At 69.9% G+C, this 15,322-nt stretch carries 15 protein-coding genes and 1 pseudogene; 10 read left to right on the top strand and 6 right to left on the bottom strand.

From position 1 onward, the window contains the following. Nucleotides 1–19 precede the first annotated feature (19 nt). The gene (locus tag DFR69_RS24045) at nt 20–871 is read left to right on the top strand and encodes an LLM class F420-dependent oxidoreductase (RefSeq protein ID WP_110040083.1); all 852 of its coding nucleotides are present in this window, start codon (nt 20–22) and stop codon (nt 869–871) included. Between the two features lie 7 nt (nt 872–878). Here the strand turns inward: DFR69_RS24045 and DFR69_RS24040 are convergent, their stop codons facing one another. From DFR69_RS24040 to DFR69_RS24030, 3 genes are all read right to left on the bottom strand, one after another. After that, nucleotides 879–2,327 carry a S8 family peptidase gene (locus DFR69_RS24040; protein ID WP_110039898.1) on the bottom strand — a complete coding sequence of 483 codons (1,449 nt, stop codon included), beginning with the start codon at nt 2,325–2,327 and terminating at the stop codon, nt 879–881. 71 nt (nt 2,328–2,398) lie between these two features. Beyond that, nucleotides 2,399–3,199 (bottom strand): alpha/beta fold hydrolase, encoded by an 801-nt coding sequence (locus DFR69_RS24035; RefSeq protein WP_110039897.1) that lies wholly within the window; start codon nt 3,197–3,199, stop codon nt 2,399–2,401. Nucleotides 3,200–3,301: 102 nt separating this feature from the next. After that, complete coding sequence (locus DFR69_RS24030; protein WP_110039896.1) at nt 3,302–4,258, bottom strand: hypothetical protein; 957 nt, start codon at nt 4,256–4,258, stop codon at nt 3,302–3,304. 567 nt (nt 4,259–4,825) lie between these two features. On the opposite strand from DFR69_RS24030, the gene DFR69_RS24025 reads away from it, so the two are divergent. Then, on the top strand, nt 4,826–5,095 hold the full coding sequence (locus DFR69_RS24025; protein ID WP_110039895.1) for a hypothetical protein: 270 nt from the start codon (nt 4,826–4,828) through the stop codon (nt 5,093–5,095). A 20-nt stretch (nt 5,096–5,115) separates the two neighbouring features. On the opposite strand, the gene DFR69_RS24020 is transcribed toward DFR69_RS24025, so the two are convergent. Further along, entirely contained in the window at nt 5,116–5,691 is a 576-nt protein-coding gene (locus tag DFR69_RS24020) for a CGNR zinc finger domain-containing protein (protein WP_110039894.1), read from the bottom strand. Between the two features lie 82 nt (nt 5,692–5,773). Here DFR69_RS24020 and DFR69_RS24015 point away from each other — a divergent pair, with 82 nt between their 5' ends. Further along, on the top strand, nt 5,774–6,934 hold the full coding sequence (locus tag DFR69_RS24015) for an epoxide hydrolase family protein (protein WP_110039893.1): 1,161 nt from the start codon (nt 5,774–5,776) through the stop codon (nt 6,932–6,934). A gap of 23 nt (nt 6,935–6,957) precedes the next feature. Next, nucleotides 6,958–7,734, top strand: a complete 777-nt coding sequence (locus DFR69_RS24010) for a phosphotransferase family protein (RefSeq protein ID WP_208644045.1) — start codon at nt 6,958–6,960, stop codon at nt 7,732–7,734. Nucleotides 7,735–7,769: 35 nt separating this feature from the next. On the opposite strand, the gene DFR69_RS24005 is transcribed toward DFR69_RS24010, so the two are convergent. Next, nucleotides 7,770–9,197 carry an FAD-dependent monooxygenase gene (locus DFR69_RS24005; protein ID WP_110039892.1) on the bottom strand — a complete coding sequence of 476 codons (1,428 nt, stop codon included), beginning with the start codon at nt 9,195–9,197 and terminating at the stop codon, nt 7,770–7,772. Between the two features lie 210 nt (nt 9,198–9,407). Between DFR69_RS24005 and DFR69_RS24000 the strand changes: the two genes are divergently transcribed. From DFR69_RS24000 to DFR69_RS23975, 6 genes and pseudogenes are all read left to right on the top strand, one after another. Then, entirely contained in the window at nt 9,408–10,904 is a 1,497-nt protein-coding gene (locus DFR69_RS24000; protein ID WP_110039891.1) for a SulP family inorganic anion transporter, read from the top strand. Between the two features lies 1 nt (nt 10,905). Beyond that, on the top strand, nt 10,906–11,295 hold the full coding sequence (locus DFR69_RS23995) for a MerR family transcriptional regulator (protein ID WP_110039890.1): 390 nt from the start codon (nt 10,906–10,908) through the stop codon (nt 11,293–11,295). A 65-nt stretch (nt 11,296–11,360) separates the two neighbouring features. After that, nucleotides 11,361–11,963, top strand: a pseudogene (locus DFR69_RS35800) (DUF6183 family protein); the annotation flags it as partial. A 65-nt stretch (nt 11,964–12,028) separates the two neighbouring features. After that, on the top strand, nt 12,029–12,322 hold the full coding sequence (locus DFR69_RS23985; RefSeq protein WP_110039888.1) for a DUF6183 family protein: 294 nt from the start codon (nt 12,029–12,031) through the stop codon (nt 12,320–12,322). Between the two features lie 64 nt (nt 12,323–12,386). Further along, nucleotides 12,387–13,142, top strand: coding sequence for a phytanoyl-CoA dioxygenase family protein (locus DFR69_RS23980; protein ID WP_110039887.1), 756 nt, complete (start codon nt 12,387–12,389; stop codon nt 13,140–13,142). Between the two features lie 29 nt (nt 13,143–13,171). Beyond that, nucleotides 13,172–14,113 carry a phosphotransferase family protein gene (locus DFR69_RS23975; RefSeq protein ID WP_110039886.1) on the top strand — a complete coding sequence of 314 codons (942 nt, stop codon included), beginning with the start codon at nt 13,172–13,174 and terminating at the stop codon, nt 14,111–14,113. Here the strand turns inward: DFR69_RS23975 and DFR69_RS23970 are convergent, their stop codons facing one another. Further along, nucleotides 14,114–15,244, bottom strand: a complete 1,131-nt coding sequence (locus DFR69_RS23970) for an acyl-CoA dehydrogenase family protein (RefSeq protein ID WP_110039885.1) — start codon at nt 15,242–15,244, stop codon at nt 14,114–14,116. Nucleotides 15,245–15,322 lie beyond the last annotated feature (78 nt).

The following is a 15,322-nucleotide window of genomic DNA, read 5'->3' as shown; positions in this document are numbered from 1 at the left end:
GCCCGCCCGTGGATCGAGGCTGAAGTTCGGCCTCTCACTGTTCACCAGCGACCGCGGCATCAGCCCCGCCGATGCGGCGAAGGCCGCAGAGGACCGCGGTTTCGACACCTTCTACGTGCCCGAGCACACCCACATCCCGGTCGTGCGCAGCTCGGATCATCCCGCCACCGGCGATGAGACCCTGCCCGACGACCGCTACCTGCGCACCCTCGACCCCTGGGTCGCCCTCGGCACCGCCGCCGCGGTGACCACCCGCATCGGCCTGGGCACCTCGGTCGCGCTCCCGGCCGCGCACGACCCGATCGCCCTCGCCAAGACCATCGCCACCGCCGACCACCTGTGCGGCGGCCGGATCGTCTTCGGCGTCGGATACGGCTGGAACCTCGAAGAACTCGCCGATCACGGGGTGCCCGCGAACCGGCGCCGCACCGTGCTGCGCGAGTACCTCGAGGCGATGACCGCGCTGTGGACCCAGGAGGAAGCCGCCTACGAGGGCACCTATGTCCAGTTCGGTGCCAGCTGGGCCTGGCCCAAACCGATCCAGCAGCCCCGCCCGCCGATCCTGGTCGGCGCGGGCGGTACCGAGAAGAACTTCGCGTGGATCGTGCGCTCGGCCGACGGTTGGATCACCACGCCGATCGAAACGAACATCGACGGCGGCGTCGAACAGCTGCGCGAGATGTGGCGTGAGGCCGGGCGCGCGGGTGAGCCGCAGGTCGTGGTCCTGGCCAAGGACCCCGACCGCGAAACCCTGGCGCACTGGGCCGACATCGGCGTCACCGAGGTGGTCTACTCGCTGCCCGACGCCGACACCGCCGAGGTCCGCGCCTTCATCGAACGGCTCGGTGACCGGCTCGCGCTGCCCCGCTGAACCGCTGCTACGGGTGCGCCTCGAGCATCGCCCGCAGATCGGGCAGTGCGCCGATCCGTTCGCTCACCGGACGCCCCGGCGCCGCGGTCTGCGGCGAACCCGTGGTCCGCAACAACGTCCTGATCTGGTCCGGTGTCGCTCGGCGCGCGCCACGGATGCCCTGGTAGGCGGCGACGGCACCGACCACGATCGGTGACGCGCTCGAGGTGCCGCTGAACTCGTCGGTGTACCAGAGGTCCTCGTCGGGGCCGCCCTGCAGATCGCCGTAGCCGGTCGTGGTCACCTCCCGGCCCCAGCCCTGGACGTCCAGGCGCGCACCGTGATTGGAGAACGGCAACCGCGAGCGGGCCGGACCGTGGTCTCGCCCGTGCAGCCCCGGCGGCGGGGCACCCGCGCCGACGAGCACCGCGCCGGAATCGCTGTCGCCGCCGCGGAACGGGTTGTGCCACGTCGTCGGAAAGTCACCGGGACGCGCGTCGTAGACCGGGTCGTCGAGGTTCTCGTTGCCGTTGCCCGCCGCCTCGACGACGACGACACCACGACCCACCGCGTACCGAATGGCGGCGAAATCGTCGGGCCACCATTCGACCGCGATGTAGCCGCGCTGATCGGACTGTGCCCGGTAGTCGAATCGCGGTCCGGGCCGGTGCAGTTCGATCAGCAGCACGTCGCCGGGGTCGAGCGCGTCGGCCGCGGACCGGATCGCCGTCGCCGACCCGATCCCGAACACCGAGACCGCCCGGATGTGGGCTTCGGGGGCGATCCCGGTGACACCGACCGCGTTGAGGTCACCGCTGATCTCCCCCGCCACCGCCGTGCCGTGATTGCGCCAGCCAAGGTCGGGCGAGGCCGTGCCGCCGATCATCCCGCCCTGATTCTGGCGCAGGTCCTCATGGGTGAACCGCCACGCGCCCTCCACATCGATCACCCGCACGCCGGTACCGAGTCCACCCGGTCGGGTGTGCGCGAAGACCGCGTCGATCCCGGTGGGGGCGGCGTCGAGATACCCCTGCCTGGCCCGGAAATCGGGTGTCGCCGCGGGCGCGTCGGGCACGGCGACGGGGTGCGCGAGCGGCGCCAGGGGCAGCTCGGCCGCCGGCTTCACGTAGGCGGCGGCGACCGTGTCGTCCTGCCGCAGCCGTTCCGCGAGTTCCCCGAGGTCACCGACGGCGCCCCGTACGGCGTAATAGCTCAGGTACTCGCCGGCCACGGGGGCCTGCGGGGTCCGCGCCAGTCGCGCGGCCAGCCGGTTGTCGGGCCCGAAGATCGGCACCAGGTGCGCGTCGACCGGTAGCAGGTCGTCGATGTGGGAGCGGACGGAACGGTTCTCCCGCAACGCGATCGGCGTGATCTCCGGCCCCGTCGTGGCGGTGACGACCACCAGTTCGGCGGGTGCGGCCGAGGGCCCGGGTACCGCCGGCCGTCGCTGCCTACTCGATCGAGCGCTGGAAGCCATGGCTACCAGTGAACCGCGTGCCGGGCGTGCTCGCCAGCTTTGCGCCACAACCGGATTCGCGACACGCCGGATCAGCGTGTCGCCGCGTCGGCGGTCGCGCGGACGGCCGCGGCGACGGCGCGGAAGTCCTTGCGCAGGATGTGGGAATGGTTGCTCGCGACCTTGGCGCTCACGGTGACCTCCGGGTTCGCGGCCAGCACCGGGTCGAGGGCGGCACGTGCCTTCTCCATCTCACCGTCCTCGCTGCCGAGGCTGTTGCCGGTGGCCAGCACGAACCGTACCGGGCAGGTGAGCCTGCTCAGCACCGGCACGCTGGCGGCGGCGATCTCGTTGAGCTCGATGTTGGTCTCGGCGTGCTGGGCGGCGCTCATCCGCGCGGCCAGACCGAACGGGCGGGTCAGCGGCAGCAGCAACCGCATCTTGTGGAACAGCGCCCGGATCCGCTCGGCGCCTTCCTCGCCGGTCAGCCCGTACGGCGAGGAGTCGACCGTCACCAGCCCGAGCGGGCGCCCGGGATTCCGGTCGGCCCAATGCCAGCCCAGCACTCCGCCGTAGGACCACCCGACCACGATCGGCTGGTCCGTCACACCCCGCGCCGCGAGCACGGCGTCGATGTCACGCAGGCAGGCTTCGAAGGAGTAGTCCGCTGACCGGCCCGAGCGACCCCGGGCCCGCTCGTCGAAGGTGATGTGCCGGAACCCGGGCCCCAGCTCAGCGATCACTCGGCGCCAGTGCTTCTGGTCGGCGTAGGCGCCGTTGAGGTAGAGCACGGTCCGGCCGGTGCCGCCGGTGTCGGTGACGGCCAGTGCGGTGTCGTCGACGGGCACCATGCCGGTCCAGGTGGTCGAGGCGATGTTCGTGTTCTTCGTCATGACAACTACTCTCGGCGGCTGCCCTGACACCGACCTGACACCCCGCTGACGTCACCACTGACACCGACGCCGTGCACGCGGGGCGTCGAGTCGCGCTGTGGGTCATGGCGTCGAATCGGCGATCCGGGACGAGCGGGCGGCCAGGTGTTCGTCCAGTTGGCGTTCCGCGCGTTCGGCGCGGGCCAGGGTTTGGCGGCGGGCGTCGTCGAGAGCGGCGAGGCGTTCGGCGGCCTCAGCGCGGACCTGTTCCAGGGCGGTCGCGGCGTCCGCGCGTTGCTGATCGGCCGCGGCCGCCGTGGTGCGGCGTAGTTCGGCCAGTTCGGCGCGGGCCTGGTCGAGTTCTGTTCGGGTGGCGTCGAGTTCGGTTCGTGCCCGTCGCCATTCCGCCCGGGCCTCGGCGGCGGCTTCCACCCGTTCGGCGGTGGCCTGTTCGGCGCGTTCGGTGGCGCGGTCGGCGTCGGCGGCGCGCTGGATGGCGAGGTCGCGCTCGGCGGTGGCGGCGGCGATCCGCGCATCGGCGTCGCGGCGGTGGTGGGCGATGTCGGCTTCGGCCCGCTGGTGCGCTCGGTCGATCGACTCGCCGGCTTCGGTCTGTGCCGCCGCGATGGCCTCGGCGGCTTTGCGTTCCGCCGCACGGACTTCGGCCTCGGCCGCGCTGCGCGCGGCGAAGACGTCGTCGGCGGCCTGTTTGGTCAGCTGTTCCACGGAGGCCAGCGCTTCGTCGCGGGCGGCGCGCGCCTCGGATACCGCCTTCTCCGCCTCCTCGGCCGCAGCGACAGCGTCCTGAGCCACCGATTCGGCCAGCGCTCGTGCTTCCTCGGCCTCACGCCGCGCCTGTTCGGCGACGACAGTGGCCATCTCGGCTTCGGCGATCCGGCGCGCGGCATCGGCCTGCACGGCCTGGACCTGGGCTTCGGCGACCGACGGATCACCGAGTGTCTGCAATTCGGCCACGGCCGCGGTGAGCGTCGTCCCCAATTGTTCGGCCAGTCCACGGAACTGGCCGAGCAGCTCATCGGCCCGCAAGCGCGCCACGGTCACCGGCCCCTGTGTCGTCACAGTGACGGTTTCCCCGCCACTGTCCGACTCCTGCTGTTGCCGTTGCCTTTCCCGCCACGCCCGCCACCGCGTGTGGTCCGGATGATCGCAGTACTCGGAGGGACGGCCGGGTCCACCACCGCGGGTGATGGGGCGGGCACATCCGGGGAAGTTGCAGACGCTCGACACTGGAGAATCGTAACGTTTGTTTCGTCATTCGGTTACGTATCCGACGAAACGAAAACCGTGTCGCCGCTTCACGACCCCTTCGCCGACCACGGGCGCCTGACCGCCGATAAGTGAACATTATCGGCGGTCAGGGTTCCCGAGAGCGTCAACTGACCTCCTAAGAATTGCGTTTCCGTTGCGTTGTAGCCAACGCTACGAAAGTGCGACACAACCATTGGAAAACTGTGCTCCCCTGTACGTCCGTGCCAAAGAGGTGAGACACCACTCCCGCGACGAACCAGCGCCCGCACGCCGATCTGGTCAGGCCCTCTCCAATTTGAAGCAGTTGCACTTCACAGTTGATGCGCGTGAACTATCGTGCTGGCACAGCAACCACAGTCCTGCCAAGGAGGACCAAAAGTGAACATCGTCAAGCGTTTCGGTGCGGCAACCATCGTCTCGGTCGCACTCGCGACCGCCGGCACGGCAGCGGCCGCACCCGCCTCCGCGCAACCCGCCGTCGCGACTCCGGTGGCCACCACCGGATCAGCTCTCACCGACATCCTGGTCGCACCGGTGCTGTTTCCCATGGGCTTCCTGGTCCTCGCCCTGTGCGGACCCACTCCTCAGCCCGACTGTCTCATGGCGCAGATCTACGGCAGCGCCGCGTCCGGCTCGGGCGTCCACTGAACTGAACCCGGGTAGACGGATCAGCGCGCGGTGGTCGCGTTCTTGCGCTGGTTCGCCTGAAAGCGCGCCTTCTTCTGCCGATTTCCGCATGTGTTCATGTCGCACCACTTGCGGGTTCGACTCTGGCTGGTGTCGAAGAAGGCGGCGCGACAGGTGGGCGACGCGCACAGGGCCAGGCGGCCGTCGCGTTCGCCGGCGATGATGCTGATCGCGTCGGCGGCGATCACGCCCAGCGCGTCGGCCACGCTGTCGGTCGCGCCGAGGCGCCACTGCCGTGTGCCGTCGGGTGCCAGCACCGCAGCGGCCCGGCCCCGGATGCTGCGGTCGTTGATGACCTCGATGGCCGAAGACGGTAGAGGCTCGCCGACCGCCGCCGCGGTGGCGGCGGCGTGAACGGATTCCCTGAGTTCGCGTGCCGATTCGAGCTGGGCGGCCGTGCACGACGACACGGCCAGACCGTTGATCGCCAGCCAGTCGACGAGGCGCTGGGGTGTCGGAATGCGTTCCACGGACTCACCGCGACGCTCGGTCAGCGTGGCCGTGAAGCTCGTCGCCAGGACGCTACCGAGCCGGAAGTCAGGGAACTCAGCGGGCATGGAACCACCTTAGCCGGTTGCGGCGCCCCCGCGTCCGATGTTAGAACCGTCTCAGCCGGTTCGCGTCAGCCAGGAGGTTCACATGACCCGTTCGACCACCGACGTCCGAGAATTCCGAGCCGTCGCCGACGACAGCGCACTCGACGACCTGCGGGCACGCCTGGCATCGGCACGACTCCCGGAACCCGAGACGGTGACCCACCCCCGCCGCTGGGAACAGGGGGTGCCCCTCGCCGATCTCATCGACCTCGTGAACTACTGGCGCACCGGCTACGACTGGCGCGCATTCGAAGAACGCCTCGACCGGATCGGCCAGTTCCGCACGACCATCGACGGTCTGGGGATCCATTTCCTGCACCGCCGATCACCGCGCGCCGACGCCGTTCCGCTGATCATGACGCACGGCTGGCCCGGCAGCGTCGCCGAATTCGTCGACGTCATCGACGAATTGGCGGAACCGAACAGTGCGGCGGCGCCGGCCTTCCACGTCGTCGCCCCGTCACTCCCCGGCTTCGGCTACAGCGACAAGCCCTCGACCACCGGGTGGGGAACCGAGAAGATCGCGGCCGCCTGGGTGGAACTGATGGGACGCCTCGGCTACGACAGGTTCCTCGCCCACGGCGGCGACTGGGGCGGCAACATCACCACCGTGCTCGGCGGCAGGTTCCCCGCGCACGTACTCGGCATCCACACGCTGTTCGCCGAGGCCCCGCCCGGCCTGTCGACCGACGGGCTGAGCGCCACCGAGCGCCGGTGGACCGAGGAAACCCGCCATTTCTGGCGACACCGCGCCGCCTACGCCAAACAGCAGGCGACCCGACCGCAGACCATCGGCTACTCCCTCGTCGACTCACCGGTCGGGCTCCTCGCCTGGATCCTCGACAAGTTCGCCGACTGGAGCGACACCGAGGACAGCCCGTTCGAGCGGATTTCCCGGGACCGCGTCCTCGACGACGTCACCCTGTACTGGCTCACCCGCTCCGGCGCCTCGGCCGCCCGCATCTACTACGAAAGCCACAACTCGCTCGACCCCGCCCTGCGCGTCGACGTCCCGGCGGCGATCACCATGTATCCCCGCGACATCGAGAAGTGCCCGCGCCCGTGGGCCGAGCAGCGATACCGGCGCATCGTCCGCTGGCGCACACCGGAAGCCGGCGGCCACTTCCCGTCCCTCGAGGTCCCCCGGTTCTTCGTCGAGGACCTGCGCGAAGGGCTGGCGGCAGTGCTGACGAAAACCGTGTGACGCGGCAGCGCGCGTCCGAGACAATGGCCGGTGTGGACGGAGTCGAGGTCGTCGTCGCACATCACGAGCGCGCGACTGTGCGTGTCGGCGGGGTGTTCTTGAAGATCGATGCCGATCAGCGCAACGCCGATGTCGAGGTCGCGGCGATGGAGTCGGCGCCCGTTCCGACGCCGGACGTGCTGTGGCGCGAGCCGCCCGTCCTGGCGCTCGCGGCCCTTCCCGGGACCGCGTTGGGCCGCCTGGGTGAGCCGTCCTCGGCGTCGCGGGCAGCGTGGGTCGCGACGGGTGCGGTTGTCCGGGCGCTCCACGATGCCCCACTGCCGCCCGGACAGGGGCGCGGCATCGACGACATCGCCCGGGAACTCGACAGGGAATGCGCGTGGCTTCTCGCCGAGCGTGTACTGCCGGCCGAGCTGATCACCCACAACCGGCGTCTCGCCGAAGCGGCGCTGCGCCCATGGGAACCGGTGTTCACCCACGGCGACCTGCAAGTCGCCCATGTCTTCGTCGACGGCGACGAGGTCACCGGAGTCATCGACTGGTCCGAAGCAGGGCAGGGCGACCCGATGTACGACCTGGCCACCCTGACCCTCGGCCACCCGGAGCATCTCGAGGATGTCATCGCGGGCTACGGAGCCGAAGTCGACCGCGCCGTGATCCGCGCATGGTGGTCGCTACGCAGCCTGCGCGGAGTTCGCTGGCTGCTCGAGCACGGATTCGACCCGAACGCTCCCGGCTGCGAGGTCGACGTCCTGAGGAACCAGATGTTGCGCGATCGAACTGAAAGCGGCACAGACTGATTCGACACCACGGCGAAGACGCGCGCCCACCGAGCTCAGGCGCCGGGTGCGCCGAACCAGTCGCGGAGCCGATCGGTGAGAGCGTCCTGCTCGTCACCGATCCACGCGACGTGGCCGTCGGGGCGTAGCAGCAACGCCCGAACATCCAGTGCCGCGGCGGGATCGGTCACCAAGTCGACGCGGTCGGCCCATCCGTCGACCGAGAGGCCGCCGGTGCGGTCGAGGACCAGGCCACGGCCGCCGCGGAGACGCTCGTACACGCGGCCGTCGGCGAGATCGATGTCGCGGAGCCGGCGGCCGAGCAGATCAGGGCCGGGCCCGAAGTCGTAGCGGATGTCGGTCGCGGCGATCTTCTCGATCAGACGGCGATTCACGACGTCGAATTCCAGGAGTTCGGTGAGCAGCCCGCGCAGCGCCCGCCCGCCGGGCTCGGTCGAGAACAACGCGATCTGGGCGCGCGTGTTGTCCAGGACGTCCGCGGCGACAGGATGGCGTTCGGTCTGATAGGTGTCGAGCAGGTTCTCCGGCGCCCACCCGTTGATCCGCGCGGCCAGCTTCCAGCCGAGGTTCACCGCATCCTGCACACCGAGATTGAGACCTTGCCCGCCGGCGGGCGGATGGATGTGCGCGGCATCGCCCGCGAGCAGGACACGCCCGACCCGATACCGCTCGACAAGACGGGTGGCGTCACCGAAGCGTGACATCCATCGCGGGGAATGCACCCCGAAATCCGTTCCGGCGACGGCGCGCAGCGCTCGCTGGAAATCCTCGAGCGTGGGCGGCGCGGCGCGGTCGTCGCTGACCTCCACGGCGGGCACCACGACCCGGCAACTGTCCGCACCGAACGGCATCATGCTGAATGCCCTGTGCGTGCCCTGGATTTCGCGAACTCTCGCGGCGATCTCCTCCGCCGGCACACCGATCGCCATCTCGCCCATGAGGGTGTCGTTGCGTGCGGGCTCCCCAGGAAAGGCGACGCCCAACGACCTGCGGACCGTACTGCGCGCGCCGTCACAGCCGACGAGATAGCGCGACCGCAGCCGCTGCCCGTCCGCGAGCTCGACGGTCACCCCGTCGGCATCCTGCTCGAATCCGGTGACCGCGCACCCCCGCCACACCTGCGTGCCCGTCTCGACGGCGTGCGCCTCCAGCACCTGCTCGAGCACCGGCTGCGGAATACCCAGCTGATAGGGGTGTGTGGAATCGAGGCCGTCGGGCACGGAGGTCGGGATCCCGGCGAAGATGCCGCCCACCGGACGCTGCCGCCCCCGTTCCAGCAGGGGATCCAGCAGCCCGCGCATCGCCATCAACTCGAGGCTGCGCATGTGCAGGCTGACGATCCGCACCACGGACGTGGGTGCGGTCTCTCGTTCGACGACGAGAACCCGGACATCGTGCAACCGCAGTTCGGCGGCAAGCATGGCGCCGGTCGGCCCGCATCCGGCAATGATCACATCGAACATGAACCACCCGTTCCCCGCCTGCTTCCCGGGCCGGTGGGCCAGGCGAATTCCGCAGGTTGATCGGCTGCTCATTGTCAGCACCCGCCACCAGCGCCGCAAGCGATTTTCCGCGCTCAGCGCCACCCGATCGGCAACACTACCCTCCCGTAAAGGTAGAGTTCTCGCCCGCGAGCGGGCTGCCGTTCGCATCACCCAGGGATCGGAGCACCTATCGTGTCCGCGACACGTCGACCGACCGACGACGGCTCGGTGGCCGCCGCCCTGCGGAGCCCGCGACGGCTGCGGACCGAAGTCCTCGGCGGTCTGGTGGTGGCCCTGGCGCTGATCCCGGAGGCGATCTCGTTCTCGATCATCGCCGGCGTCGATCCGCGGGTGGGCTTGTTCGCCTCGTTCACCATGGCCGTCACCATCGCGATCGTCGGCGGTCGCCGCGCCATGATGTCCGCGGCCACCGGCGCGGTCGCCCTGGTCATCGCGCCGGTGATGGCGCAACACGGGCTCGACTACCTCATCGCGACGGTCATCCTGGCCGGAGTGCTGCAGATCGTGCTCAGCATGATCGGCGTGGCGCGGCTGCTGCGCTTCATTCCACGCAGCGTGATGGTCGGGTTCGTCAACGCCCTGTCGATTCTCGTCTTCCTCGCGCAGATCCCGCATCTGATCGGGGTGCCGTGGCTGGTGTACCCGATGGTCGCGATCGGCCTCGTGATCGTCGCGTTCCTGCCGAAACTCACCACGGCCGTACCCGCGCCGCTGGTGGCGATCGTGCTGCTGACCTCGGCGACCATCGTCTTCTCACTGGACGTCCCGAACGTCGGCGACGAAGGCGAACTGCCGTCGAGCCTGCCCACGCCGCTCCTGCCGGACGTACCGTTCACCCTCGACACACTGAAGATCATCGCCCCCTACGCGCTGGCGGTGGCACTGGTGGGCCTGCTCGAGTCGCTGATGACCGCCAAGCTCGTCGACGACATCACCGACACCCACTCGGACAAGACCCGCGAGGGCTGGGGTCAGGGCGTGGCCAACATCGTGACCGGGTTCTTCGGCGGGATGGGCGGCTGCGCGATGATCGGCCAGACCATGATCAACGTGAAGTCCTCCGGCGCCCGCACCCGCATCTCGACGTTCCTGGCCGGTGTGTTCCTGCTGATCCTGGTCGTCGGGCTCGGCGACGTGGTCGCGTTGATCCCGATGGCGGCACTGGTCGCGGTGATGATCATGGTCTCGGTGGGCACCATGGACTGGCATTCGATCGCACCGAAGACCTTGCGGCGCATGCCGATCGCCGAAACCATCGTCATGCTGGTCACCGTCGCGGTCACCGTGGCCACCCACAACCTCGCCTACGGCGTCATCACCGGCGTGCTCAGCGCGATGGTCGCCTTCGCGCACCGCGTCGCGCACTTCACCGCCGTCGACCAGGTCGCCGAATCCGACGACACCCGCACCTACATGGTGCGCGGCGAGTTGTTCTTCGCCTCCAGCAACGATCTCGTCTACCAGTTCGACTACGCCGGCGACCCGGCCAATATCGTGATCGACATGTCGGACGCGCACATCTGGGATGCCTCGACGGTGGCCACCCTCGACGCCATCACCACCAAATACGCCGCCAAGGGCAAGAACGTGCGGATCGTGGGGTTGAACCCGGCCTCGGAGGCCCGCCACGACCGGTTGTCCGGGCACCTCGCGGGTGGTCACTGAGATGGGCGGCGACTACCTGCAGATCGGGCAGGTCGCCGAACGAACCGAGCTGTCGCTCAAGACGATCCGCCACTACGACGAGGTCGGCCTGGTGCAGCCGTCGGCGCGCTCGGCGGGCGGGTTCCGCCTCTACACCGACGACGACGTCGACCGGCTGCTCGTCATCCGGCGGATGAAACCGCTGGGCTTCACTCTCGCGGAGATGAAAGACCTGCTCCACGCCCTCGACATCCTCGACGACGACAGGGCCGACCCCGCCCAGCGGGCGACAGCCCGAGCCGGACTACGCACATTCCGCGACAAGACCGCCGACAGCGCCGACCGATTGCGCCGCCACCTCGCCTACGCCGAGGAATTCGCCGACCTCCTCGCGGCACGCACCGGACACTGAGCACGAGAGCCATTGCGGCACAAGGCCGCCCATCGATGCGACGGCTCGGTCCGTAGGCTGGACCGGTGGACGACGCCATCACCCGGATCGTCCGGGAACTCCCCGGTGCGACCTCCTTCCTCGACCGCAACCGGATCATCGACGACCGGATCGCCGCGGGCGACCTCGATTTCGTCGTCAGCCTCGCCCGCGCCGCCGCCACCGCCCACGACCCCGCACACAGCCGCGACTGCCACCTCCTGCTCGACCAGCTCTTCCGCTCGACACTCGCGGCACGTAACCAGGGAGCCGCACGTACGGCGCTGCGGGTCGTCGCGGCGTGGCGACCCGCGAAGCGTCATGCCGCGCGCCTGGCCGCCCTGATCGCCGGACTGCTGGACGAGATCGCCGCGGTGGACGCCTTCGCCGAAGCCGGTCTCGCCGGACCGATCTCGGAAGAACTGCGCGCCTGCCTGCTGCACGAACTCATCCTGCGTGGCGTCACGATGACCGAACACGGCCAGCTGCACCGATGGGCCACCTCGGCGCACTGGGCCGGACATCCCCTCCGGCCGCTGCCATGTCAACGGACCGCCTTCGAAGCCGACATCCCGCTGCGGCAATACCCGAAGAACGGGTCGAGCGCAGCCATGCCGTTCGGCCCGGACACACCGGCGACCGCGGCCCCTGCGCTGCGCAGGCACACCCGCCTCGCCGTCCCGTCCGTCCGCGAGGTGACGACCGCGCACCCACCATGCCCGCCGACGTGTGGGCCGTCCTGTTCGCCGCCGCGGCCAACGGCGGCGCCTACAACGGCGGCGAGCACGGCGCGTACGGACGGCTGGCCGCCTGGCGAACGCTCGGCGCGCTCTGTGACGCCTCCGAATTCGACTCGATCGAGCGCATCGAACGCCGTGCCGGCGACTGCGCCTGGTTCAGCTTCTCCGCCGACACGGACTGGTTCGAGCGGGTCGCCTGGGACCTCGGCATCGTGACCCTCACCCCCGAACCCGCCCTCGTCGTACTCGCCGCGACCGACACCGACTGACCCGCACGCGCAACAACCGAAATTCGGTTGCCTCGGACCGTCGTGGGCGGCGAGCCTGGGGGGCGTGCTCGATGACACCAGCCTCGACGAATTCGTCGCCACCGGCTTCGTCCATCTTCGGGCGGCTTTCCCGTCGGCCACAGCCGCGCGATGCCGCGACATCCTCTTGCGCGACATCGTCGGCCGGGACGGACCCGCGATCGGGCTCGGTGACTATTCGGACCCGCCGTTCGTCGCAGCCGTCAACACTCCCGCACTGCACGCCGCGTACGACCGGCTCGTCGGCAAAGGCCGGTGGGTACAGCGAAAAGGCATCGGCGGCTTCGTGATCCGAACTCCCAGCGACCAACCCGCGCGCGCCGACGGATGGCACGTCGACGTCAGCTTCCCCGGCGACCGGTCCACCAGCACCGACTACCTGACCTGGCGCGCCAACGGCGTCTCCCGCGGGCGCGCGCTGCTGATGCTGTTCCTGTTCACCGACGTCGGACCCGACGACGCGCCGACGCGTCTGCGCATCGGCTCCCATCGCACCGTCGCCCGGATCCTCGCCCCCGAAGGCCCGGCGGGACTCGATGCCCGAGAACTCGCCCGGCGCGCCGACGACGCGACCGCCGACTGCGAGGTGGCCTACGCGACCGGCGGCGCGGGCGACGTGTACCTGTGCCACCCCTTCCTCGTCCACGCCGGCCAACCCCACCGCGGTCACGGTCACCGCGTGCTGGGGCAGCCGAACCTCCCGCCCGCCGTACCGCTGGACCCCGACCGCCCCGAGCCGGCACCGGTCGAACGCGCGATCCGAGACGCCTTGCGGCAGTGAATCCCCCCGCCATGGCACCATCGGTACCCATGTCCCCCGCCATGAGTGCCGCCGAACTCACCGACCGCACCACGCGGGCCGTCCAGGCCGCCGTCGCCGCGGGCCGCGCGCACGGGCTCACCGTCACCGACCCCGTCGTCCTGCACGACGTGTTCTCCGTCGTCGTGCATCTCGCCCCCGCGCCGGTCGTGGTGCGGGTCCCGACCGTGGTGACCCTTCCCCTCGCCGAGCAGTCCGCACGCCAGCGCGTCGAACTCGACGTGGTGGCGTGGCTGGACTCCCAGCAGGTCCCCGTGATCCCGCCGAGCCCGCTGGTTCCGGCCGAACCCGTACGCCGCGACGGCTTCTCGATGACGTTCTGGCAGTACGTCGACCAGGACCACGCCGAACCCGACTACGTCGGCAACTCCGCCCGCGTCGCCGACCTGCACCTCGCGCTGCGCGACTATCCCGGCGACCTGCCGTTCCTCGCGGCGGCCGAACCGGAAACCGTCACCGCGAGCCTCACCGCGCTCGCCCAGCGGCCCGATCTCCTCGCACCGGCCGATCTCGACCGAATCCACCGCGAATGGGCCCTGCTGGAACCGCTCGTCGCCACGCGCAGCGCCTTCGACGCCGAATTCCCCGGTATCGCGCCACAACCCATCCACGGCGACGCGCCCGCGGTCAATATCGTCACCACCCGCACGGGACACCTCTACGCCGACTTCGAGCTCGCCTGCCTCGGTCCCGTCGAATGGGATCTGGCCGCCATGGGACCCGAGGCGGCCGCCGCCTACGACGCCGCGGCCAGGGAGAACGGAACCCGGCCCCTCGACCCGCGCGTCGCACGGTTCGCCGAGGCGGTCGGTATGGCCCGGGCCATCACCTGCCTCACCCTGGTCGACCAGCAGCCGATACTCGCCGACGCGCTCGCGCCCGCCCTCGACGCCTGGCGGGCACAACCGTTCGCGAACGGGCTGTTCGACTGATCAACCCACCGGAGAGTGCCCGAGCTGCACCAAGCCGCTGAACCGAATCTGCTTCGCGCGCGGCAACGGATGGAAATGGCAGCCGTGCACATCCCGGTAGAGGCGCTCGAGATCGCAGGAACGCGAATAGCCGAGGCCGCCGGTCGCCTCGATCGCCAGCCGCACCGTGGCGATCAGCGCGTCGGTGGCCACCGTCTTGCGGCTCAGCGTGCGTGCCGCATAGGCATCGGTGGCCTCGAAGCTCAGATCCGCCGAATCGAGGAACATGGCCGCGATCAGGTCGGCGGCCGTCGTGTACGCGTTGAGCATCTCGCCGACCGACTGCACCACATGGGCCTCGTCCCGTCCGGCCAGCAGGGACGTCGCGCGCGCCACCGCCGTGTCCGCGATGCCGAGATAGGCGGCCAGCACCAACGGAAGAGCTGCGCCGACAACGACATTGAGCACCGTCGGCCACTCGCCGGCGGGACGGATCAACGACACCGCCGCATCGGGCACGAACACCTCCTCCAGCACCACCGTGTGCGAGCCGCTCGCGCGCAGTCCCAGCGTGTCCCACGTCGGTTCGATCCGGACACCCGGCGCGCTCAACGGGATCGCGCAGTGCATCACCTTCGCGCCCGCGTCCTCGAACGCCACGCTGGTGACCAGGATGTCGCCGACCTCGCAGCCACTCGCCGGCGCCTTGCGGGCATTCACCACATACCCACCGTCGACCCGGACCGCGGACCCGTTGGAATCCACCCAGTCCGAAGCCCCGGTGCTCACCAGGATCGCCCCGGCCACCACCTTGGCGAACACCCCCGAGGCATCGATGCCGTGACGGTGCCGCCAGACCTGCGCGGCGAGCAGATGCGAGTGCATGGCGAACGCGACCGCGGTCGACGGATCGTGGCGGCCCAGCTCGCGCAGGATCTCCCCCATCTCCTGATGGGACGCACCGCCACCGCCGAACTCGACCGGCACCAGCGCGGCGCTGAGCCCGTCGGCACGCAACCGGTCGAAGGCGGCGACGGAAATCTCGCCGGTGCGGTCCCGCTCGGGGACCTCCGAACGCAGGGATTCACCGAGGGCGCGGGCCAGCGCGACCCGATCGGTGCGGACTGTGGTGTCGGAAATTGTCTGAGTCATGTTTCGAAGGTAGGAATCGCCGCGATAACCGGATAGTCCAGAAAGTGGACTCCCCCGGTCCAGAAAGTGGACCCCGTC

Origin of the sequence: Nocardia neocaledoniensis (assembly GCF_003182135.1) — a bacterium.
Classification (GTDB): domain Bacteria; phylum Actinomycetota; class Actinomycetes; order Mycobacteriales; family Mycobacteriaceae; genus Nocardia; species Nocardia neocaledoniensis.
This window is presented reverse-complemented; position numbering and strand designations above follow the sequence as displayed.

Bases quoted from the DNA above. Each gene is read 5' to 3' on its own strand.
- DFR69_RS23970 (WP_110039885.1), bottom strand. From the start codon at position 15,244: ATGACTCAGACAATTTCCGACACCACAGTCCGCACCGATCGGGTCGCG.
- DFR69_RS23975 (WP_110039886.1), top strand. From the start codon at position 13,172: ATGTCCCCCGCCATGAGTGCCGCCGAACTCACCGACCGCACCACGCGG.
- DFR69_RS24020 (WP_110039894.1), bottom strand. From the start codon at position 5,691: ATGCCCGCTGAGTTCCCTGACTTCCGGCTCGGTAGCGTCCTGGCGACG.
- DFR69_RS24010 (WP_208644045.1), top strand. From the start codon at position 6,958: ATGGCCGGTGTGGACGGAGTCGAGGTCGTCGTCGCACATCACGAGCGC.
- DFR69_RS24035 (WP_110039897.1), bottom strand. From the start codon at position 3,199: ATGACGAAGAACACGAACATCGCCTCGACCACCTGGACCGGCATGGTG.
- DFR69_RS23995 (WP_110039890.1), top strand. From the start codon at position 10,906: ATGGGCGGCGACTACCTGCAGATCGGGCAGGTCGCCGAACGAACCGAG.
- DFR69_RS24015 (WP_110039893.1), top strand. From the start codon at position 5,774: ATGACCCGTTCGACCACCGACGTCCGAGAATTCCGAGCCGTCGCCGAC.
- DFR69_RS24005 (WP_110039892.1), bottom strand. From the start codon at position 9,197: ATGTTCGATGTGATCATTGCCGGATGCGGGCCGACCGGCGCCATGCTT.
- DFR69_RS23985 (WP_110039888.1), top strand. From the start codon at position 12,029: ATGCCCGCCGACGTGTGGGCCGTCCTGTTCGCCGCCGCGGCCAACGGC.
- DFR69_RS24040 (WP_110039898.1), bottom strand. From the start codon at position 2,327: ATGGCTTCCAGCGCTCGATCGAGTAGGCAGCGACGGCCGGCGGTACCC.